The following is a 20,162-nucleotide window of genomic DNA, read 5'->3' on the forward strand; positions in this document are numbered from 1 at the left end:
TGGTCGGCAACCACGTCGCCGACATCGTGGCGAAGTACGGACACCACGGCGAGGTTCCCGCCGCGCTCACGGACTACATCGCCGGACGCACCGGGTACGACTACAACACGCATGGCAAGTCGGACAACGACCATGTCGATTTCGTCCCGGACGACATCGTCGACAGGTTCTGCATCCTCGGCACGGCCGAGCAGCACATCGCCAAGCTGCAGAAGCTGCGCGAGATCGGAGTCACGCAGTTTGCCGGCTACCTGCAGCACGACAACAAGGAGGAGACCCTCCGCGTGTACGGCGAGACCGTGATTCCGGCCCTGTCCGAGAACGTCACGGCCAAGGCGTGATGCCTCGATGGCCCTGACCGACGCAGCGCCTCCGCCCGACGTGCTCGTGCCGCCGCGCGGGAGACTGTCGCGGTTCCGTCGTGGAAGCGGTTCGCAGACGTGGTCCGCGCTCGGCTGGGGAGTCCTGGGCATTGCGGCGGTCCTGCTCATCTGGGAGCTCTACAAGTTCCTCGGTCCGGCGGAGGGCGTCGTCATCGGCGGCACCGCGGGCGAGTCCGGCTCAGGCTTCATGATCCTGCCCCGCACGCACGACCGGGCGATGCCGCACGTGTGGGACATGGTGGCGCGGCTCTTCGCGCCCACAAGCGGCGGCGACACACCGCCGCTGTGGGTCTCAGTCGCCTCCGCGGCGCTGGTCACCCTCGGCATCGCCGCGGCGGGCTGGCTCATCGGCGTGGCCGTCGGCGCGATCCTGGGCCTGGCGATGCAGCGGTGGCGACTGGTGGAGTGGGGTCTGCTGCCGTGGATCGTGGTGAGCCAGGTCGTGCCGCTCATCGCCTTCGCCCCGGTGATCAACGCGATCGGCAATCAGATCGACCGCGGCGGAACACCGTGGCCGCAGTGGCTGTCGGTCGCCGTGATCGCCTCCTACCTGGCGTTCTTCCCCGTGGCGATCGGGGTGCTCCGAGGACTCGCTGCGCCCGATCAGATCCACGTCGACCTGATGCGAACCTACGCCGCAGGATACTGGCCGACGATCCTGCATCTGCGTCTGCCCGCCGCGGTGCCCCACCTGCTCCCCGCGCTGCGGCTCGCGGCGGCCAACGCCGTGCTCGGCGCCGTGGTCGCCGAAGTGTCGATCGGGATGCGCGGCGGGATCGGACGGATGCTGATCCAGCTCGCGGGGCAGGCGTCGAGCGACCCGGCGGCACCCTGGGGGCCCACGTTCGGATCGATCGCCCTGGGGCTGATCGCGGCCGGATCCGTCGCGCTCATCGGCCTGTGGCTGCGGAACTACCGACGAGGAGAAGCGAACGCATGACGATGTCCACCGCGAAAGGGACCACGACCGGACTGGCGGTGCGGGCGGTCGGCGTCGGCAAGATCTTTCCGACGAAGGGCTCCCGGACCGATTCGAACAGTGTCGTCGCACTCGCCGGCGCGGAGCTCGACGTCGCCGCCGGTGCGTTCGTCTCGCTCATCGGTCCGTCCGGATGCGGCAAGTCGACGCTTCTGCGGCTGATCGCCGACCTCGATCAGGCCTCCAGCGGAACGCTTGAGATCTTCGGCAAGACAGCTCGTCGGGCGCGCATCGATCAGGATTACGGGATCGCGTTCCAGCAGTCCGGCCTCCTCCCCTGGCGTACCGTGGCGGCGAACATCTCGCTCCCGCTCGAGTTGAACGGCACGTCACGCATCGAGCGCGCCGCCCGTGTGAGCGAGCTGGCCGACCTCGTCGGGCTCTCCGACTTCGTCGACCGGTATCCCGACCAGCTCTCCGGGGGCATGCAGCAGCGGGTCGCGATCGCGCGCGCGCTCGCGACCCGTCCGCGCCTGCTCCTGATGGACGAGCCGTTCGGTGCGCTCGATGAGATGACCCGCGAGTACCTGCAGTCAGAACTGGCGAGGATCACGGCCGAGACCGGTGCGGCGGTCGTGTTCGTCACCCACTCGATCCCCGAGGCCGTGTTCCTCTCCGACCGCGTCGTGGTCATGAGCCCTCGACCGGGCCGGATCACCGATGTGATCCCCACCGATCTGGGCGATGAGCGCGGCGAGAGCCTCCGCGAGGCGCCCGAGTACTTCGAGCGCGTCACCGCCGTTCGGGAGGCCCTGCACGGCGCGCCCACCGAGAGGGCGAACGAGCGATGACGGCGGCCATCGAACGTGTGCCGGTCGCGCAGCGGACGCTGCCGCACTGGCTGCGCTTCGCCGCGCCGGTCGTGGTCGGCTTGCTCATATTCACGGTATGGATCGTGTACGTCGATGTCCTGGGGTCCGCCCCGCGGATGCTGCCGAGTCCGCTCGCGATCAGCCGCGAGCTCGCGCTGCGCTGGGACATCATCCTCGAGGACATGCTCGTGACTGCCACGAATGCCCTCATCGGGATCATCGTCGGTTCTCTCTTCGCTGTGTTCTCGGCCGGCCTCGCGGCCACCGCACGCCCCGTCGACGCCATGCTGACGCCCCTCGTCGCCGCTCTTTCGGTGATTCCGATCGTGGCGATCACGCCGATCCTGAACACGATGTTCGGCGCCTCCAGCCAGTTCGGGCGGATCGCGGTCGCCACGATCGCCGCGTTCATCCCGGTCTTCGTCAACGTGCTGCGCGGCCTCCGTCAGACCCGCCCCGTGCACCGTGACGTCCTGCGGGCATCGGCGGCGACGCGCACGCAGACCTTCCGGATGCTGACGCTGCCCACCGCGCTGCCCTACCTGATGACGGGACTGCGGATCGCCGCCTCGATCGCCGTGATCGCGGCGCTCGTTGCAGAGTACTTCGGCGGACCCGCGGATGGGATAGGCACCGCGATCGCGAGCTACGCGAAGTCGGGGCGCGCCGCCCTGGCCTGGGCCTATGTCGTCGGCGGCATACTGATCGGTCTCCTCTTCTTCCTCGTGACCTCCCTGCTGGAGAGGCTCGCGACGAGGCACTCCTCGGTCTGATCGACCGGCACAGCGCACCACCCGCACGACCCTGCATCACCGAACCCGAAAGGAACAGCATGAGAACCAGCACCAGACGCGGCCTCGCCGCGCTGTCCGCCGCTGCCATCACGGCCCTCGCGCTCGCAGCGTGCTCGGCCCCCGCCGCACCCGATGCCAGCGAATCCGCGTCGGCGGACTTCGATCCGCTCACCTCGATCAAGCTGCAGCTGCAGTGGCTGCCACAGGCGCAGTTCGCCGGCTATTACGTCGCGCTCGACCAGGGCTATTTCGAGGAAGAGGGCTTCGACGACGTCGAGATCATCCCCTCGGGTGGCGACATCGTCCCGCAGGATGCCCTCGTCGCCGGCGATGTCGACTTCGCCATCGCCTGGGTCCCCAAGGTGCTCGGCACGCTGGAGGCCACCGGGGTCGAGCTGACCGACATCGCCCAGGTGTACCAGAAGTCCGGCACCCTGCAGGTTTCGTGGGCCGGTGACGGCCTCGACACGGTCGCGGGCTTCGAGGGCAAGCGCATCGGCTCGTGGGGCTTCGGCAACGAGTGGGAGATCTTCGCGGCCATGGCTGCCGAGGACCTCGACGCGAGCACCGTGTCGATCACGACCCAGGACTTCAGCATGAACGCGCTCCTGGACCGCGATGTGGACGCCGCGCAGGCGATGACCTACAACGAGTGGGCGCAGATCCTCGAGGTCGTCAACCCCGCCACCGGCGAGCTCTACCAGCCGGAGGACTTCGACGTCGTCAGCTACGAGGACACCGAAGGCGCGATGCTCCAGGATGCGATCTGGGCCGACACGGCCCGCCTGGCCGACGACCCGGCCTACGCCGACGCCGCCGTCCGCTTCCTCAAGGCCGTCACGAAGGGCTGGATCTTCGCGCGGGACAATCCTGAAGAGGCCGCGCAGATCACGTACGACGCCGCAATCAACGCCGAGGCCGCCTTCCCGGTCGGCCCCGTGCACCAGCTGTGGCAGATGAACGAGGTCAACAAGCTCATCTGGGCCGGCGGCGACTTCGGGCTGATCGATCAGGCAGCGTGGGACAAGACGGTCGCGGGCGCGCTCTCGGCCAAGAACCAGGACGGTATCGAGCTGATCACCACCGAGCCCGCCGAGTCGGCGTTCTCGAACAGCTACATCGAGCAGGCGCTGGTCGCGCTCAAGGAGGACGGTGTCGTCGTCGACGGGGAATACACGCCGATCGACGTCGTCCTCACGGAGGGCGGTCAGTAGGCAGCGGCTCCAGTAGCATCAGCAGGTCGGGCGGTCCGCGCGAGCGAGCCGCCCGGCCCGCACCCCTGGAGAAACGCATATGAGCACAAACCAACACGCACGCGATCTGGACCGCGAGTTCGTCTTCCACTCCTGGCTCGCGCAGGCGAACCTCGAGCTCCCGGTCGTCGCGGGCGGATCCGGCGCAACAGTCTGGGATCATGATGGCAATCGGATGCTGGACTTCTCGAGCCAGCTCGTCAACGTGAACATCGGTCACCAGCATCCGGCCGTCGTCGCGGCGATCCAGGAGCAGGCCGGAACTCTCGCCACGATCGGCCCCGCCACGGCGAGCCTCGTGCGGGGCGAGGCCGCTCAGCGCATCGTCGACAAGGCGCCCGACGGCTTCGCGAAGGTCTTCTTCACGAACGGCGGCGCCGACGCCAACGAGAACGCCATGCGCATGGCCCGCCTGCACACGGGCCGGGACACCGTTCTGTCGACCTATCGCTCGTACCACGGCAACACCGGTGGGGCCATCGTCGCCACGGGCGACTGGCGGCGGATGCCGAATCAGTACGCGCGCGGCCACGCCCACTTCTTCGGACCCTTCCTGTACCGCAGCGAATTCTGGGCTGCCACGCCCGAGGAGGAGTCGGCGCGGGCGCTGCACCACCTCGAGCGGGTCATCCAGTCGGAAGGCCCTGACACGATCGCGGCGATCCTGCTCGAAACGATCCCGGGCACGGCGGGCGTGCTGATTCCGCCGCCGGGCTATCTTGCGGGTGTCCGGGCCTTGTGCGACCGCTACGGCATCATCCTCATTCTCGACGAGGTGATGGCCGGATTCGGCCGCACCGGGCGGTGGTTCGCGTTCGAGGACCATGACGTCGTCCCCGACCTGATCACGTTCGCGAAGGGTGTCAACTCCGGCTACGTCCCCGTCGGCGGCGTGATCATCTCGGAGGAGATCTCAGCCACGTTCGATGATCGCGTCTTCCCCGGCGGGCTCACCTACTCCGGGCACCCGCTTGCCGCGGCATCCATCGTCGCCTCGATCGACGCCATGACCTCCGAGGGAATCGTCGAGCACGCGCGCCGGATCGGCGACGAGGCGATCGCGCCCGGCTTGGCGGCGCTCGCCGAGAAGCATCCGCTCATCGGCGAAGTCCGCGGCACGGGAGTCTTCTGGGCGCTCGACCTCGTGACCGATCGCGCCACGCGAGAGCCGGTCTCGGCGGCGCTGATCGGACAGCTCCGGAAGGAGCTGTCCGCGCGGGGACTCGTGCCCTTCAGCGCGGACAACCGCATCCACGTCGTACCGCCGTGTGTCGTGACCGACGACGAGGTGGCGCAGGCGATGGTCATCTACGACGAGGCGCTCACAGCCGTCGAAGCCTGATCGGTCAGGCGTCGCCGAGCGCGATCGGGCGGTTCTCGTAGAAGGTCTGCAGTACCACCGTGGTCCGTGTGCTGACGGACGCCGCCGACCGGATGTCCCGAATGAGGGCCTCGAGGTCGCGCGGCGTGCCGACGCGCACGAACAGGATGTACGCCGCATCTCCCGCGATCGAGTGGCACGCCTCGATCGCAGGAAGGTGCTCGAGCAGCTCCGGGGCATTGTCGGGCTGCGAAGGATCCAGCGGCGTGATCTCGATGAACGCCGAGAGCGACTTGCCGACCGCCTCGGGGTCGAGCACCACGCGATACCCGGCGATCACTCCGCTGCTCTCCAAGCGGCGCAGCCGCGCCTGCACGGCGGATACGCCCAGCCCGACGCGGTCGGAGAGCTGGGAGAGGGTGGCGCGCGGATCGCGGGAGACCTCCGCGAGGATAGCCGTGTCGACAGGATCGTCCATGACATGAAAGAATATCGGCACACCAGTTAATCTGCCGGAATATTTCCGCTCCAACCTTGCGATCGGAGGTTTCCCATGTCCCTCAGCCAGATCGACCAGTACGGTGCGAGCCCCGTCACCCGGGACACCGCAGTAGAGGACACCGCTGCCTGGCACGCGCTGAAGGATGCTGCGATCGCGCTGCAGGACATCCAGGCGCAGGACGGCTCGGTGCCCGACACCGAGGATCACGGCGACGCCCGCGTGTACGTCGAGACGATCGTCGAATCGCTCCGGATGCTGTCGCCCCGGTTCCCGCACGACGCGCAGTACCTCGCCGCGAACGCGCACGACTTCGAGCGCTGGGCCGACAGCGGATTCGGCGTGCCCGACTTCTACGACTCGCTCGTGGCGTTCCAGCCGCAGCTGCACCGAGAGGACGGCATCCGTCACCTCATCGTGTTCCCGATGTACACGCAGAACGGGTCGCGCGACCGGCACGTCGAGGCGCTGCTGGTCGAGGTGATCTGGCCCGAGTTCATCGCCCGGCTCGAAACCGAGTACTCCAACCGACTGTTCGTGTCGCTTCGCCTGATCGACTTCACACCGGGATACGACACGAACTCGGCGGTGCTGTTCCCCGAGACGGTCGCGATGCGCGAGATCCCGACGTTCACGTGGGGCGCGATCTTCCAGGACCGTGAGGCCGCCCGTTTCCGCCGTGTCGTGCGCGCGGCGGCGGAGTTCACCAAGCTCGATGTGCCCACCGGCGTCTCCCGGATGCTGGCGGACCAGGACTTGGCCGAGAAGGCGTTCGTCATGTGGGACATCATCCACGACCGCACCCACATGCGCGGCGATCTGCCGTTCGACCCGTTCATGATCAAGCAGCGGATGCCGTACTTCCTGTACTCGCTGGAGGAGCTGCGCTGCGACCTCACGGCGTTCCGCGAGTGCGTGCGGATCGAGCGCCGGCTGTCGGCCGCCGAGTCTCTCACCGAGGCCGAAGCGGAGACGCTCGACCATGCGCACCTCGCGCAGTACGCCGTGCTGTTCGACCGGATCTTCCGGTTCGCAATCACCGGTTCCCGCGTGCGCAACTACGACGCGCTGGGAGGGCAGCTGCTCTTCGCCTGGCTCCACCAGCGCGGCGTGCTGCACTGGACCGACACGGCTCTCGCGTTCGATTGGGCGGAGGTTCCGGGCGCCGTGGTCGAACTCGCTGACCGGATCGACCGCCTCTACTGGGAATCCATCGACCGGCCCAAGATCGCACACTGGCTCGCCGCCTACGACCTGGTCCGCTCCGTCATCGCCCCGCACCCGGCATCGCGCTGGGCGCGAGGCCTTCCCGACGAGGTGCTGGCCGGTCCCGTGTCCGGCTTCACCGATGCGATCCTGGACGATGAGTTCCCACTGTCGATGTTCTATGAGGCGCTCGAGCGGAAGATGCAGCCGGTCATCGGCTCGACCTCAGGCATCCGCGGGACGGACGCATGAGGCGCCGCGCCCGCACTCCCTCGGGACGGGCGCGGGACTCGTAGGGTGGAGGGTGTGAGCACTCTGCATGACAGCACCGTCCGCGGCTTCGCCAGCGACAACTATTCCGGCGTGCACCCCGAGGTCCTCGCGGCGATCGCCGCCGCCAATCACGGACACCAGATCGCCTACGGGGAGGATGCGTACACCGCGCGCCTCCAGGAAGTCTTCGCCCACCACTTCGGCGAAAGGACGCAGGCCTTTCCGGTCTTCAACGGCACGGGCGCCAACGTGGTGGGACTGCAGTCGATGCTGCCCCGCTGGGGTGCGGTCATCGCGGCATCGTCTGCGCACATCAACGTCGACGAGGGCGGTGCGCCCGAGCGGGTCGCAGGGATCAAGATCCTCAACGTCCCGACCGACGACGGCAAACTGACCCCCGAACTCGTCGATCGGGAGGCGTGGGGATGGGGCGACGAACACCGCGCGCAGCCTCTCGTGGTCTCGATCACCCAATCGACCGAGCTCGGCACGCTCTATACACCCGATGAAGTCAGAGCGCTCGCCGATCACGCGCACGCGAGGGGAATGCGCCTGCACATGGACGGCGCGCGCATCTCGAACGCGGCCGCCGCGCTCGATGCTCCCCTGCGTGCGTTCACGACGGACGCGGGCGTCGACCTCCTGAGCTTCGGCGGCACGAAGAACGGTGCCATGCTCGGCGAAGCGGTCGTGGTGCTCAACCCCGAGGCATCCGAGGGCCTGATCTTCCTCCGCAAGCTCAACATGCAGCTCTCCAGCAAGATGCGCTTCGTCTCAGCCCAGCTGATCGCCCTGCTCGACGGCGACCTGTACCTGCGGAACGCACGACACTCCAACGCGATGGCGCAGCGTCTGCGCGCCGGCGTCGAGGCGGGCATCGCGGACGGGTCGATCACCGGCGTCGGGTTCAGCCATCCGACGCAGGCCAACGGCGTGTTCGCGACCCTGCCGGACGGCGTCGCCGACAGGCTGCGCGAGGCGTTCCGCTTCTACGACTGGGATGCCGCGAAGAACGAGGTCCGATGGATGTGCTCGTTCGACACGACCGAAGACGACGTCGACGCCTTCGTCGCGGAGCTGGCGCGCCTCACCTGACGCTCACCGGCTTGTCGCGCAGTCGCACGCGCAGGTCAACCTCAGGCCTGTTCGGCCTCGGCTTCGGCGCCCGCCCCGGGCTCGGCTCCGTCGGGTTCGGCCCTGGCCTCGTCAGGTTCGGTCACGGCCTCGTCGGGTTCGGCCTTGGCCGACTCGGCGCGCATGAGCTCCTTGACCTCGGACATGAAGCTCGTGAGCTGCTGCTGCTGCCAGCGCAGCTGCCTCGTGCGGTCCTCCGCATCGCGCAGAACCGACTGCGAGTGCTCGGTCACGGTGTCGATGATCTTCTGCGCCTTGACGCTCGAGCGCTCCAGGATCTCACGGGCACGCAGCTTCGCGTCGGCTTCGATCTGCTGCGATTGGGCGCGCATGAGCCTGTCGAAGTCGGCGGCCTTCGCGGTGATCCGCTGGGAGTGATCGAGCGACGACGCGACCTGGTCGTTGGCATCCTGCGTGATGCGCTCGGCGTGGGCGACCGCCTGATTGTGCAACATGAGGAACTCCTGCTGCGCGTCGTCCTGCCGACGAGTGAGGGATTCCTCGAACTCGAGCGCGCGCATCCGCTGCTCGCGGACCGCTTCTTCGGCCTCAGCGCGCATCTGCTCGCTGTCGCGCGCCACGAGTGAGCGAAGCGACGCGGCACCCTTCTCGGCCTCGGTGCGGATCGCCGCAGCCTCCTGCTGCGCCTGCGCGACCTTCTCGGCGGCGTGCGCGGCCTCACGCTCGAGCTGCGACTCGTGCGCCGTCAGCTCGGTGTCGATCCGGAGGCGCGCCTGCTGCGCGTCGGTCTCGGCCTGTGTGCGCATGGTGTCGACGTCGGCCTGGGCGTCCGCGCGCCACCGCGCAACTTCTTCCCGTGCGGCTTCGAGCAGGCGATCGGCCTGCACGCTCGCATTCTTGATGATGATGCTGGCCTGCTCCTCTGCCACGCGCAGCACTTCTTCGAAGCGCTCGCGCCCTTTCGAGGACTCATCGGCGGCACCGGCGAGCTCGGCGCTCAGGGTCGCGACCTTGTCTTCGGCGTTGCTGACCTTGGCCGCTTCCACGGCGAGGTCGGCTTCCAGCGACGCCGCCTTGTCCTCGAGCTGCCCGATCGTCGCGAGATGCGTCTTGACCGTCGCCACCGCGCGCCGGTACTTGTCGGTGAGCTTGGCGACCTCCTCGCTCTGCCCGCTGCGCTGCGCGGTGAGTTCGGCGATCACGGCGTCTACCTCTGCCTTGTCATAGCCGCGGAAAGTCGTCGTGAAAGACCCGGCCGGCGTTGCCTGCGCGTTCGCGATCAGCTCGTCGAACGGCGACCCATCGGCGGTTTCGTCACGGGAGGAATGCACATCAGACACGGGGGTCTCCGCTTCGCGCGGGCGCCAGCACAGAAGTGCGGCGCCGGGTGGGGATGTCGGCTCGGTCAGCCGTCGATCGAAGAATACCGGAAGGCGACCTCGCGATCCCACCACATGATCAGGCGAGCAGGGTCGCGGTGGTCAGCGCAGCGCACCGACGCTGGCCAGCGCAAGACGCAGCAGCGTGAGACGTCCACCCTCCATCTCGGCGGCGAGCGCATCGGATGCCGCCTCTTCCGGCGACATCCACGTCACCTCGAGAGCGTCTTGGCGAGGTTCGCACGTGCCTGTCACGGGCACGACGAAGGCGAGCGACACCGCGTGCTGGCGGTCGTCGAAGTACGCGCTGACCCCCGGAATCGGGAAGTACTCGGCCACCGTGAAGGGGACCGGTTGCGGCGGCAGGAGGGGGAAGGCCATCGGCCCGAGATCGTTCTCGAGATTGCGGTACAGCGCGTCGCGCACGGTCTCGCCGTAGCGAACGCGACCGCTGACGATCGTGCGCGTGATCTCGCCGACAGGGTTCGCGCGCAAGAGAATGCCCACCTGCGTCACGGCACCCATCCCATCGGTGCGCACCGGAACCGCCTCGACATAGAGGATCGGAAGCCGTCGCCGCACCTCCGCGAGCTCGACCTCGCTCAGCCACCCCGGGTTGGCGGTGTTGCCGGGGGGCGCCGAACCGAACGATTCGTTCCGGTACCCTGGACCCCCGAAGCCGCGCAACGGATCTCGCGCCGGGTCGTCGTCGCGCTCGTTCGGATCGGGGTCGGGTGTGCGAACGGCCATGCCTCATGTATACCCCAGCCCGCCGAGACCTCCGGGAGGCATGTCAGACTGGGCACATGATCGAGGTTCCGCCCCTGGATGCCGATGCCGTTCGCTGGTCCGCTCCGCCCGCAGAACGCGCGGGGCGCCCGCTGCTCGTGCTGCTGCACGGCTACGGCTCGCACGAGGAAGACCTCTTCGGGCTGGTGCCCTTCCTGCCCGAAGAGTTCGTCGTCGCCGCCGTCCGGGCCCCTCTCGCACCGCCGTTTCCGGCGCCGGGCTGGTCGTGGTTCCCGGTCGAGGGAGTGCACGCGCGGCGGGGCGACGCCGCAACCGCGGCCGGCGAGCGCCTGCTCAGCTGGATTGATGGACACACGGATGCTGAGACCATCGGCCTGCTCGGGTTCTCGCAGGGCGCCGTCGTCTCCCTTCAGGCCCTGCGACTGCAGCCGAGCCGATTCGACTTCGCGGTGGCGCTCGCGGGTTTCGTCGCCGACGAGCCGCTGCCGACCGACGCTGCGCTGGCCGAAGTCCGGCCCCCGGTCTTCTGGGGACGCGGTGCGCGCGACGACGTGATCCCGCAGGAGCGCGTCGCGCACACCAGTCAGTGGCTCCCCGGACACGTCGAACTCACCGGTCGGGTCTACCCGGGGCTCGCGCACAGCATCTCGCAGGACGAACTCGACGATGTCGTGGCGTTCCTCCGCGCGCGCCTCGCGCTGGGCGCGCAACCCGCATAGGAGCTTCGGGCCCTGTCCCGAGTACCGGGAAGCGCCGATCAGGCCTGCGCTGTGATCCTGCGCTGACGGCTTCTGCAGCCGCCCGCGCCAGACCTGGCGATCGAGCTGCACCGCGATATCCGAGGCGACCGCATACCCACCCTCGACCGCCCCACTCCCCGGTCGCAATTTGCCGCCTGTGACCGCACCTTGCGACCGGGGAGCGCGGCCGCGATCCGCTCGCCGGTCGCGAAGTGTCACCGGTGACCGCGGAATGAGCCCGGCGAGGGGAAGAAGAGGGAGAAGAGGGAGAAGAGGGAGAAGAGGGAGAAGAGGGAGAAGAGGGAGCCCGGATGTCGGTGGGCCGGGCGAAGATGGGGGGATGGCCGATGTGCTCGCGCGGTTCGGTCCTGCCACGCAGGACTGGTTCCGCGGCGCCTTCGCGCAGCCCACGGCAGCCCAGGAGGGCGCCTGGGAGGCGATCTCCAGCGGCAAGCACGCCCTCGTGGTCGCCCCGACCGGCTCGGGCAAGACGCTGTCGGCGTTTCTGTGGGCGATCGATCGGGTCTTCCACGACCGCCGCGATGCCCCGGCGGCCACGATCGAGAAGAAGACCAAGAAGAACAAGGATGCCGTCCCGCGCACCCGCGTGCTCTACATCTCACCGCTGAAGGCCCTCGGCGTCGACGTCGAGCGCAACCTCCGCTCGCCGCTCGTCGGCATCGGTCAATCGGCACGGCGATCGGGCTCCCCCCTGCCGGAGATCACAGTCGGAGTCCGCTCGGGAGACACACCTTCGGCTGACCGGCGCAAGCTCGTCGCCGATCCGCCCGACATCCTCATCACGACGCCCGAATCGCTCTACCTCATGCTCACGAGCCAAGCGGCAGAGACCCTGCGCGGCGTCCACACCGTGATCATCGACGAAGTGCACGCGGTCGCCGCCACCAAGCGGGGGGCTCATCTGGCCGTCAGCCTGGAGCGGCTCGACGCGCTTCTCGAGCGTCCTGCGCAGCGGATCGGTCTGTCGGCGACCGTTCGGCCCATCGACGAAGTCGCCCGGTTCCTCGGCGGATCGGCGCCGGTCGAGATCGTCGCGCCGCGTGCCACCAAGACGTTCGACCTGTCGGTCATCGTGCCGATGGACGACATGGTGCATCCACCACCCCCGCCGAGATCGGATGCCGGAGCCGCACCCGCGGGCGACGACAGCGCGGCGAGCGGCGACGACGACTGGTTCGCCTCGACCGGGCCGACGGACGTCACCGGCTCGGTGTGGCCGCACGTCGAGGAAGCGATCGTGGACCGCGTCCTCGCTCATCGCTCGACGATCGTGTTCGCCAATTCGCGCCGGCTCGCGGAGCGGCTCACGGGTCGCCTGAATGAGATCTATGCGGAGCGGCTCGACCCGTCGACGGGGTCAGGTTCCCCGGGTGGGAAGCCCCCGGCGGCGATGATGGCGCAGGCGGGGGCCTCCGCGGGCGCCCCGGCCGAATTGGCCAAAGCCCACCATGGTTCCGTGTCGAAAGAGCAGCGTGCGATCGTCGAGGACGAGCTGAAGTCCGGCATCCTGCGCTGCGTCGTCGCGACCTCGAGCCTCGAACTCGGAATCGACATGGGAGCGGTCGACCTCGTGATCCAGGTCGAGGCACCGCCATCGGCCGCATCAGGCCTTCAGCGCGTGGGCCGCGCCGGCCATCAGGTCGGGGAGGTCAGTCGTGCGGCGCTGTTTCCGAAGCACCGCGGAGATGTACTGCACACGGCGGTGGTGACCGAGCGGATGCTGGCCGGCCAGATCGAGGCGATTTCGGTACCGCAGAATCCCCTCGACATCCTGGCGCAGCAGACGATCGCCGCCTGCGCACTCGGACCGATCGCGGTCGAAGACTGGTTCGAGACGGTCACACGCTCCGCGCCGTTCCGCACCCTCCCACGCTCGGCGTATGAGGCCACGCTCGACCTTCTGGCCGGGCGCTTCCCCTCCGACGAGTTCGCCGAGCTGCGCCCTCGCGTCGTCTGGGATCGCGACGAAGGAACGCTGACGGGACGGCCGGGCGCGCAGCGGGTGGCTGTGACCAGCGGCGGCACCATCCCCGACCGTGGCCTGTTCGGCGTGTTCGTCGCGGGAGAGACCCGCAATGCGCGCGTCGGCGAGCTCGACGAGGAGATGGTCTACGAGTCGCGCGTGAACGACGTCTTCACGCTCGGGACGACGTCGTGGCGAATCGTCGAGATCACCCACGACCGGGTCAACGTCCTTCCCGCGTTCGGCCAGCCCGGCAAGCTGCCGTTCTGGCACGGTGACGGCCTGGGGCGCCCGGCCGAGCTCGGAGAGGCGCTCGGCAGATTCTCCCGCGAGGTCGCCGCATCCACGCCCGAGAAGGCGACCGCGCGCCTGCGCGAATCGGGCCTGGACGACAACGCGATCGGCAATCTGCTGGCCTACCTCGCTGAGCAGCGCGAAGCCACCGGGACCCTCCCGACCGACAGGACGCTCACGGTCGAGCGGTCGCGCGACGAGGTCGGGGATTGGCGGGTCATTCTGCATTCCCCGTACGGCATGCACGTGCACGCGCCGTGGGCACTCGCGGTCAATGCCCGCATCCGGGAGCGGCTGGGAGTCGAGGGCTCGGCGGTTGCGAGCGATGACGGGATCATCGCCCGCGTGCCGGATGCCGAAGCGGAGCCGCCCGGGGCCGAACTGTTCGTCTTCGAGCCGGACGAGCTCGAACAGCTCGTGACCGACGAGGTCGGCGGGTCGGCCCTGTTCGCATCGCGGTTCCGCGAATGCGCCGCGCGGGCGCTGCTGCTCCCCCGCCTCAACCCGAACAAGCGATCGCCCCTCTGGCAGCAGCGGCAGAAGTCGGCACAACTGCTGGAGGTCGCCAAGAACCACCCGACGTTCCCGATCATCCTCGAGACGCTGCGCGAGGTGCTCCAGGACGTCTATGACCTTCCCGCGCTGCTGCGCATCGCCCGTTCTATCGGCGACCGCCGAATCCGGCTCGTCGAGACCACGACGAGCCAGCCGTCGCCGTATGCGCGTGACTTGCTCTTCGGATATGTCGGCGCCTTCATGTATGAGGGCGACTCGCCGCTGGCCGAGCGCCGTGCGGCGGCGCTGTCTGTCGACCCCGCCCTTCTTTCCGAACTTCTCGGCAAGGTCGAGATGCGCGAGCTCCTCGACCCCGGCGTCATCGCGCAGTTCGAACGCGAAGCCCAGCGCCTCGATCCGGCGCGACGAGCGCGCGGTCTCGAAGGGGTCGCCGATCTTCTGCGCATCCTCGGCCCACTGGCTGCCGACGACACCGCCGCACGCCTCGACGGCGACGACCCGGCCGCCGACGTCCTGTTGCAAGAGCTCGTCGCGGCGCGGCGTGCGATTCGCGTCGCGATCGCGGGGTCCGATCGTGTCGCCGCAGTCGAGGATGCCGGGCGGCTCCGCGATGCACTCGGGATCGCGCTGCCGGTCGGCATCCCCACGGTGTTCCTCGAGCCGCTGCCAGATCCGCTCGGCGACCTGATCGCACGTCACGCCCGCACCCACGGGCCGTTCCGCGCCGGGGATGTGGCGACCCGGCTCGGCATCGGCACGGCCGTAGCCCGCCAGGCATTGCAGCGCCTCGAGTCTCAGGGGCGCGTGACGAGCGGATTCTTCCTTGCGGCGAGCGCCGGTGACGGCGATCCGGAGTGGTGCGACACGGAAGTGCTGCGCCGTCTGCGACTGCGCTCGCTCGCCGCCATCCGCGGCACCGTCGAGCCGGTCGCCCCTGAAGCGTTCGCTCGGTTCCTGCCGGTCTGGCAGCACGCCGATGGGCAGCGACTCAACGGAATCGACGGCGCGCTCGCGACGATCGAGCAGCTGGCGGGCATCCCGCTTCCGGCCAGCGCTTGGGAATCGCTCATCCTGCCGACGCGGGTGACGGACTACTCCCCCGCGCTGCTCGACGAACTCACCTCGACCGGCGAGGTCCTCTGGTCCGGACACGGGTCGCTCCCTGGGCGCGACGGATGGATCGCGCTGCACCCGGTCGACACCGCACCGCTGACGCTCGCCGCGCCGACCGGAACCGAACCCGAGACTCCGCTCGAACGGGATCTGCTCGCCGAGCTCGCCGACGGAGGAGCATATTTCGCCGCTCAGCTCAGTGCGATGACGGGCGCGGAATCCGAGCAGTCCGTCATCGACGCCCTCTGGAACCTCACCTGGTCGGGACGCGTCACGAACGACACCTTCGCGCCCGTCCGCGCCCTTCTGGGCGGCGGCTCTCAGGCGCACCGCGCGGCCCGCCGTGCGCCCCGGGCACGCGTGTTCCGCGGCACGTCACTCGCGGCGACCCCGCAGACGACGGCTCCGCGCCGTCCGCCTCCCATAGGAGGAGGACGCTGGTCGATCCTTCCCTCGGCGGATGGCGATCCCGCGCTCCGCGCGACCGCATCGGCGGGCCTGCTGCTCGAGCGCTACGGCATCCTGACGCGCGGCTCGGTGCAGGCCGAAGGCGCCGTCGGCGGCTTCGCCCAGGCGTACCGGGTGCTGGCTGGGTTCGAGGATGCCGGTCACGCGCGCCGGGGCTACTTCATCGAGCGCCTGGGTGCCGCGCAGTTCGCCGCTTCCGCGACGGTCGACCGGCTCCGCAGCTTCGCCGGGATCCCGGACCCGGCTCCGCTGCATGCCGTCACTCTGGCCGCGACCGATCCTGCCAACCCGTACGGTGCCGCGCTCGGCTGGCCGGCCCTGGAGGGCGTGACCCATCGCCCGGGGCGCAAGGCCGGTGGACTCGTCACGCTCGTCGACGGGGGGCTCGTGCTCTATCTCGAGCGTGGCGGGAAGTCAGCACTCGCCTTCACCGACGACGAGGCACTGTTGGCCGCGGCCGCGCGCGGCTTGGTCGAGACCGTGCGCGGCCGGCACCTCGAAACCCTCACGATCGAGCAGGTCTCGGGCACCTTCGTCTATGGCACTCCGGCGGGCCGTGCCCTGCGCGATGCCGGGTTCGTCGAATCAGCGCGGGGACTGACTCTGCGCAAGGTCGTCGCTCGTGCCTGAGCGCGAGCACAACGGCCTTTCCGGCGGTCACGATGCCCGAGGGTGACACGGTCTTCCGTACGGCACGACGTCTGCATGACGCTTTCGCGGGGCGTGAGGTCACGCGGTTCGACATCCGTGTACCTCAGAGCGCGACTGCCGACCTCGTCGGCGAGAGCGTGCGTGACGTCGTATCGCGTGGCAAGCACCTGCTCATCCGCATCGGCGAGAGCACCCTGCACTCCCATCTGAAGATGGAGGGCGGGTGGCACCTCTACACCTCCGGAGAACGTTGGCGAACCTCCGCATCCCGTGCCCGCGCGATCGTCGGCGTTGCGGGAGCAGACGCCGTGGGCTTCGACCTCGCGATGGTCGAAGTCCTGCCGACAGCTGACGAGGCGCGCGCCGTCGGTCACCTGGGCCCCGACCCTCTAGGTCCGGATTGGGACCTCGCCCGCGCCGCGCGGGCCGCCCGGCGTGTCGGCAGCGACCCCCGCGCCGTCCATGTCGCGCTGCTGGATCAGCGCAACCTCGCGGGGCTCGGCAACGAATACGTCAACGAACTGCTGTTCGTCCGCGGCATCCTGCCCTCGAGGCCGGCCGCCACGGTCGATGCGCTCGCCCTTGTCGAGACCGGAGCCCGCATGATCCGCGCGAACCGCGATCGCGCGCATCGCACCTTCACGGGTGACGCGCGGCGAGGTCATCAGACATGGGTATACGGGCGCGACCGCCTGCCGTGCCGGCGCTGCGGCTCGGTGATCCTGCGCACCTCGCTGGGCGCCGAGCCGCCGGGCGGGCGGACCGTGTTCTGGTGCCCCCGCTGCCAGACCTGAATCAGTGCCCGAGGTAGCGACCGGGACGATGGTTCAGCGCGAGAACCAGGTTGAGCAGAACCGCACCCGCCGCGCTCATCAGCACATTCGGCCAGGGAACGACCAGGAGCGCCACCAGAATGATCATCAGATCGAAGATCATCATGGTCCAGCCTGCCCGGAAGCCGGTGCGGTCCTGCACCTCCAGACCGATGATGTTGATGCCGCCGATGCTGGAGCGATGGCGGAAGAGAATCAGCACGCCGACCCCCGCGAGCAGGTTGCCCCCGAGAGCGCTGTAGAGCGGCTGGATGCCCGTGATCGGGAAGAGCGCGCTATGGACGACGGCGAGTCCCGAGACGAGACCGATGGAGACGACCGTGCGGAGGGTGAAGTCCCATCCTCTGCGCCAGACCGCGAGCAGCGCAAACGGCACGTTGATCAGCGTGAACAGCGCCCAGAACGGCCAGCCCGTGGCGTAGCCGATGAGCAGCGAGAGGCCCGCGGTGCCGCCCGTCACAGCCCCCGAGGCGTGCAGCATGTGGAGTCCGAGCGAGGCGAGGAAGGTCCCCGTCAGGATGCCCAGCACGTCTTCCGCGACGGTGTGCTCATTCACTTTCGCATCGAACACGAGCGACGCGCCGATCGTCGGGTCGGAGTCGGGCTCGGACGTGCTCACCCGGTGAGCCTACCCCGGCACCTGCTGCTGCCTGTGTCGTCCGGCACGCCTGCGGGAATGAATGCGGCGCACTCGCCGTTGTCTCAAATCTCGGGAGGATTCAGTGGGCAAGAACTACATCGACATCGAGAACGACCACGGCGAGACGCTGCGCTATCGCAAGCACGCGAACGGGCGGGGCCTGATCGCGCAGGGCGCCAAGGTGCACGCCAGCGCGATCATCGAGGTGGGAGCGTACGTCGAGCCGGGCGCGCAGGTCGCCGCCGGTGTCCACATCGGCCGCGGCGTCTGGGTCGAGCCCGACGCAGTCATCGGCGCGGAAGCTGAGATCGCTCCGCACGCGCGCATCGGTGCCGGTGCGGCAATCGGCGCGCGCGCCAAGATCGGCGTACGGACCATCATCGGAGCCCGCGCACGTGTCGCGGGAGACTCGCTGATCGGAGACGACGAGCAGGTCGCGGACGGAGAGCAGGTCGCGACTGACAGGCGCGGACTGCGCCTCGCCGCGTAGCTGCCCTTGAGGCGTGGGATCCGACTCGACGTCAGCCACCACGCCGCGCTACGACGCGAAGCAGATCCGGGCCGCTTCCGTGGCCCCGCGGATACGCTGAGACCATGGCGAAGGCGAGCGGCGGCTCTCAGCGCGGCGGTCGCCGACCGGCGCGAACCTCCGCCGGCACGGCCGCGCGGAAATCACCGGCGAAGAAGCCGATGGCCGCGCCAGAGACGGTATCCGTGCCCGCGGGGCCCCTCCGAGTCGGCGCGGCGCCCGGCGCGACACCGGGAACCTGGATCGACCGGTGGCGGGAGCGCATGCCCGGCACGCCGCTCCAGCTCGTCCCGCTGACCCTCTCGGGTCAGCGGGACGCACTGCTCAGCGAGACCGTCGACGTCGCACTCGTGCGCATGCCGATCGAGTCCGACGGCCTCCACATAATCCCGCTCTATGCCGAAATGCCGGTCGTCGTCTGCGCCTCTGACTCGCATCTGACCGCCGCCGATGAGCTCCGCCTCGCCGATCTCGCTGGCGAGGTGGTCATCGTCTCGCGTGACGCCATCCTCACCCCGGATGTGCCGGACACCGCCACCGGCGCCTTCGCACCGCCCGAGACGACGGAGGATGCGATCGCGCTCGTTGCGACGGGGATCGGGATCGTCATCGTTCCCATGTCACTCGCCCGGCTCCATCATCGGAGGGACACGGCCTGGCGGCCTCTGGCGGACGGCTCGCTCACCCCGGTCGGCATCGCATGGCGAAAGGATGCCGACAGTGCGCTCGTCGACACCTTCGTCGGGATCGTCCGGGGTCGCACGGCGAACACATCACGCTGACGCACACCTCCGCGCGGATAGACTCGAGGCCATGGCACCGCTGGTCTACATCTGTGCTCGCCCCCAGGAAGGCGCGGCCGAGGCCGAGTTCGCGTCGTTTCGCTCCGCGATGCGCGCACCTGATCTGGATCGCTGGGACCTCGTCCGCGATCCCCTGCCCGAGGACGCGTGGGATCGCTGGCGTGGGTTCGTCGTGGGCGGAAGCCCCTTCAACGTGAGCGACCCCGAGTCGACCAAGAACGTGGTGCAGCAGCGTCTCGAGGCCGATCTCGCGCGCATCGCGAAACGAGCCGCGGCGGCCGACACTGCGGCGCTGTTCACCTGCTTCGGGATCGGCGTGGTGACCCGGGCGCTCGGCGGCGAGGTCTCCCGGGCCTACCCCGAGGACACCGGCCCCGCGCGTGTCGCACTCACCGACGACGGGCGGCGCGACCGATTGTTCGCAGGACTGGCCGAGTCCTTCTCGGCCCTGACCGCACACAAGGAAGGGACCGGCGTGCTGCCGACGGGTGCCGTGCTGCTCGCGACGAACGAGAGCTGCCCCGTGCAGGCGTACCGGGTCGGCGACCGTCTCTACGCGACGCAGTTCCACCCCGAACCCACCGCCGAGGCGTTCATCGAGCGGATGGCCGTCTACCGTGACGACGGCTACTTCGATACGGGGGATTACGACCGCATCGCGATGACGGTGCGGGCATCCTCCATCACCGAGCCGCCCCGCATCCTTCGCGCATTCGCCGAACAGTTCTGACCCAGCGGCCCCTTGTCCCACTTCCGGTCGTTGCGGACCGCCCGCAGCGACCAAAACTGGGACATGCACCACTGAGAGTGGGACATACCGAGGAGCATCCGGCAGATCCGGCAGATC

The 20,162-nt window shown here is 69.1% G+C and carries 18 protein-coding genes; 14 read left to right on the forward strand and 4 right to left on the reverse strand.

What is annotated here, in order from left to right; translation table 11 throughout:
- From QZV81_RS07250 to QZV81_RS07275, 6 genes are all read left to right on the forward strand, one after another.
- Positions 1–341, forward strand: a 341-nt coding sequence (locus QZV81_RS07250) for an LLM class flavin-dependent oxidoreductase (protein WP_292834992.1), incomplete at its 5' end; no start/stop codon positions are given.
- Between the two features lie 7 nt (positions 342–348).
- Positions 349–1,323 carry an ABC transporter permease subunit gene (locus tag QZV81_RS07255; protein ID WP_292834995.1) on the forward strand — a complete coding sequence of 325 codons (975 nt, stop codon included), beginning with the start codon at positions 349–351 and terminating at the stop codon, positions 1,321–1,323.
- Between the two features lie 2 nt (positions 1,324–1,325).
- On the forward strand, positions 1,326–2,153 hold the full coding sequence (locus tag QZV81_RS07260) for an ABC transporter ATP-binding protein (protein ID WP_292835134.1): 828 nt from the start codon (positions 1,326–1,328) through the stop codon (positions 2,151–2,153).
- Complete coding sequence (locus QZV81_RS07265; RefSeq protein WP_292834998.1) at positions 2,150–2,947, forward strand: ABC transporter permease subunit; 798 nt, start codon at positions 2,150–2,152, stop codon at positions 2,945–2,947. Before QZV81_RS07260 ends, QZV81_RS07265 begins: the two co-directional genes overlap by 4 nt.
- Before the next feature lie 59 nt (positions 2,948–3,006).
- Entirely contained in the window at positions 3,007–4,182 is a 1,176-nt protein-coding gene (locus QZV81_RS07270) for an ABC transporter substrate-binding protein (protein ID WP_292835001.1), read from the forward strand.
- A 79-nt stretch (positions 4,183–4,261) separates the two neighbouring features.
- Positions 4,262–5,563 (forward strand): aspartate aminotransferase family protein, encoded by a 1,302-nt coding sequence (locus tag QZV81_RS07275; RefSeq protein ID WP_292835004.1) that lies wholly within the window; start codon positions 4,262–4,264, stop codon positions 5,561–5,563.
- A 4-nt stretch (positions 5,564–5,567) separates the two neighbouring features.
- Here QZV81_RS07275 and QZV81_RS07280 read toward each other — a convergent pair whose 3' ends face one another.
- Positions 5,568–6,020 (reverse strand): Lrp/AsnC family transcriptional regulator, encoded by a 453-nt coding sequence (locus tag QZV81_RS07280; protein WP_292835007.1) that lies wholly within the window; start codon positions 6,018–6,020, stop codon positions 5,568–5,570.
- Positions 6,021–6,095: 75 nt separating this feature from the next.
- Here QZV81_RS07280 and QZV81_RS07285 point away from each other — a divergent pair, with 75 nt between their 5' ends.
- Both QZV81_RS07285 and QZV81_RS07290 read left to right on the forward strand, forming a co-directional pair.
- Positions 6,096–7,499: a DUF6421 family protein gene (locus QZV81_RS07285; RefSeq protein ID WP_292835010.1), complete on the forward strand. Its 1,404-nt coding sequence runs from the start codon at positions 6,096–6,098 to the stop codon at positions 7,497–7,499.
- A gap of 54 nt (positions 7,500–7,553) precedes the next feature.
- Positions 7,554–8,615, forward strand: coding sequence for a low specificity L-threonine aldolase (locus QZV81_RS07290; protein ID WP_292835013.1), 1,062 nt, complete (start codon positions 7,554–7,556; stop codon positions 8,613–8,615).
- A 41-nt stretch (positions 8,616–8,656) separates the two neighbouring features.
- Here the strand turns inward: QZV81_RS07290 and QZV81_RS07295 are convergent, their stop codons facing one another.
- Positions 8,657–9,955: a DivIVA domain-containing protein gene (locus QZV81_RS07295; RefSeq protein ID WP_292835016.1), complete on the reverse strand. Its 1,299-nt coding sequence runs from the start codon at positions 9,953–9,955 to the stop codon at positions 8,657–8,659.
- Positions 9,956–10,096: 141 nt separating this feature from the next.
- Complete coding sequence (locus QZV81_RS07300) at positions 10,097–10,744, reverse strand: DUF4916 domain-containing protein (protein WP_292835019.1); 648 nt, start codon at positions 10,742–10,744, stop codon at positions 10,097–10,099.
- 56 nt (positions 10,745–10,800) lie between these two features.
- Between QZV81_RS07300 and QZV81_RS07305 the strand changes: the two genes are divergently transcribed.
- The 3 genes from QZV81_RS07305 (at position 10,801) to QZV81_RS07315 (ending at position 17,304) form a co-directional block, all read left to right on the forward strand.
- Positions 10,801–11,463 (forward strand): alpha/beta hydrolase-fold protein, encoded by a 663-nt coding sequence (locus QZV81_RS07305; RefSeq protein ID WP_292835022.1) that lies wholly within the window; start codon positions 10,801–10,803, stop codon positions 11,461–11,463.
- Positions 11,464–11,824: 361 nt separating this feature from the next.
- Positions 11,825–16,489: an ATP-dependent helicase gene (locus QZV81_RS07310; RefSeq protein WP_292835025.1), complete on the forward strand. Its 4,665-nt coding sequence runs from the start codon at positions 11,825–11,827 to the stop codon at positions 16,487–16,489.
- Positions 16,490–16,521: 32 nt separating this feature from the next.
- Positions 16,522–17,304, forward strand: coding sequence for a DNA-formamidopyrimidine glycosylase family protein (locus tag QZV81_RS07315; protein WP_292835028.1), 783 nt, complete (start codon positions 16,522–16,524; stop codon positions 17,302–17,304).
- 1 nt (position 17,305) lies between these two features.
- Here QZV81_RS07315 and QZV81_RS07320 read toward each other — a convergent pair whose 3' ends face one another.
- A complete protein-coding gene (locus QZV81_RS07320) occupies positions 17,306–17,962 on the reverse strand; it encodes a YitT family protein (protein WP_292835031.1) in 657 nt (218 codons plus the stop codon).
- A 103-nt stretch (positions 17,963–18,065) separates the two neighbouring features.
- On the opposite strand from QZV81_RS07320, the gene QZV81_RS07325 reads away from it, so the two are divergent.
- The 3 genes from QZV81_RS07325 (at position 18,066) to QZV81_RS07335 (ending at position 20,045) form a co-directional block, all read left to right on the forward strand.
- A complete protein-coding gene (locus QZV81_RS07325; protein WP_292835034.1) occupies positions 18,066–18,473 on the forward strand; it encodes a transferase in 408 nt (135 codons plus the stop codon).
- Between the two features lie 104 nt (positions 18,474–18,577).
- Complete coding sequence (locus QZV81_RS07330) at positions 18,578–19,294, forward strand: LysR family substrate-binding domain-containing protein (RefSeq protein ID WP_292835037.1); 717 nt, start codon at positions 18,578–18,580, stop codon at positions 19,292–19,294.
- A 31-nt stretch (positions 19,295–19,325) separates the two neighbouring features.
- Positions 19,326–20,045, forward strand: a complete 720-nt coding sequence (locus tag QZV81_RS07335; RefSeq protein WP_292835040.1) for a GMP synthase — start codon at positions 19,326–19,328, stop codon at positions 20,043–20,045.
- Positions 20,046–20,162 lie beyond the last annotated feature (117 nt).

Source organism: Microbacterium sp. (assembly GCF_011620665.1).
Lineage (GTDB): Bacteria > Actinomycetota > Actinomycetes > Actinomycetales > Microbacteriaceae > Microbacterium.

What these genes read in the sequence shown, in the direction of transcription:
- QZV81_RS07255 (WP_292834995.1), top strand. Translation starts at nt 349, where the DNA reads ATGGCCCTGACCGACGCAGCGCCTCCGCCCGACGTGCTCGTGCCGCCG.
- QZV81_RS07260 (WP_292835134.1), top strand. Translation starts at nt 1,326, where the DNA reads ATGTCCACCGCGAAAGGGACCACGACCGGACTGGCGGTGCGGGCGGTC.
- QZV81_RS07265 (WP_292834998.1), top strand. Translation starts at nt 2,150, where the DNA reads ATGACGGCGGCCATCGAACGTGTGCCGGTCGCGCAGCGGACGCTGCCG.
- QZV81_RS07270 (WP_292835001.1), top strand. Translation starts at nt 3,007, where the DNA reads ATGAGAACCAGCACCAGACGCGGCCTCGCCGCGCTGTCCGCCGCTGCC.
- QZV81_RS07275 (WP_292835004.1), top strand. Translation starts at nt 4,262, where the DNA reads ATGAGCACAAACCAACACGCACGCGATCTGGACCGCGAGTTCGTCTTC.
- QZV81_RS07280 (WP_292835007.1), bottom strand. Translation starts at nt 6,020, where the DNA reads ATGGACGATCCTGTCGACACGGCTATCCTCGCGGAGGTCTCCCGCGAT.
- QZV81_RS07285 (WP_292835010.1), top strand. Translation starts at nt 6,096, where the DNA reads ATGTCCCTCAGCCAGATCGACCAGTACGGTGCGAGCCCCGTCACCCGG.
- QZV81_RS07300 (WP_292835019.1), bottom strand. Translation starts at nt 10,744, where the DNA reads ATGGCCGTTCGCACACCCGACCCCGATCCGAACGAGCGCGACGACGAC.
- QZV81_RS07305 (WP_292835022.1), top strand. Translation starts at nt 10,801, where the DNA reads ATGATCGAGGTTCCGCCCCTGGATGCCGATGCCGTTCGCTGGTCCGCT.
- QZV81_RS07310 (WP_292835025.1), top strand. Translation starts at nt 11,825, where the DNA reads ATGGCCGATGTGCTCGCGCGGTTCGGTCCTGCCACGCAGGACTGGTTC.
- QZV81_RS07315 (WP_292835028.1), top strand. Translation starts at nt 16,522, where the DNA reads ATGCCCGAGGGTGACACGGTCTTCCGTACGGCACGACGTCTGCATGAC.
- QZV81_RS07330 (WP_292835037.1), top strand. Translation starts at nt 18,578, where the DNA reads ATGGCGAAGGCGAGCGGCGGCTCTCAGCGCGGCGGTCGCCGACCGGCG.
- QZV81_RS07335 (WP_292835040.1), top strand. Translation starts at nt 19,326, where the DNA reads ATGGCACCGCTGGTCTACATCTGTGCTCGCCCCCAGGAAGGCGCGGCC.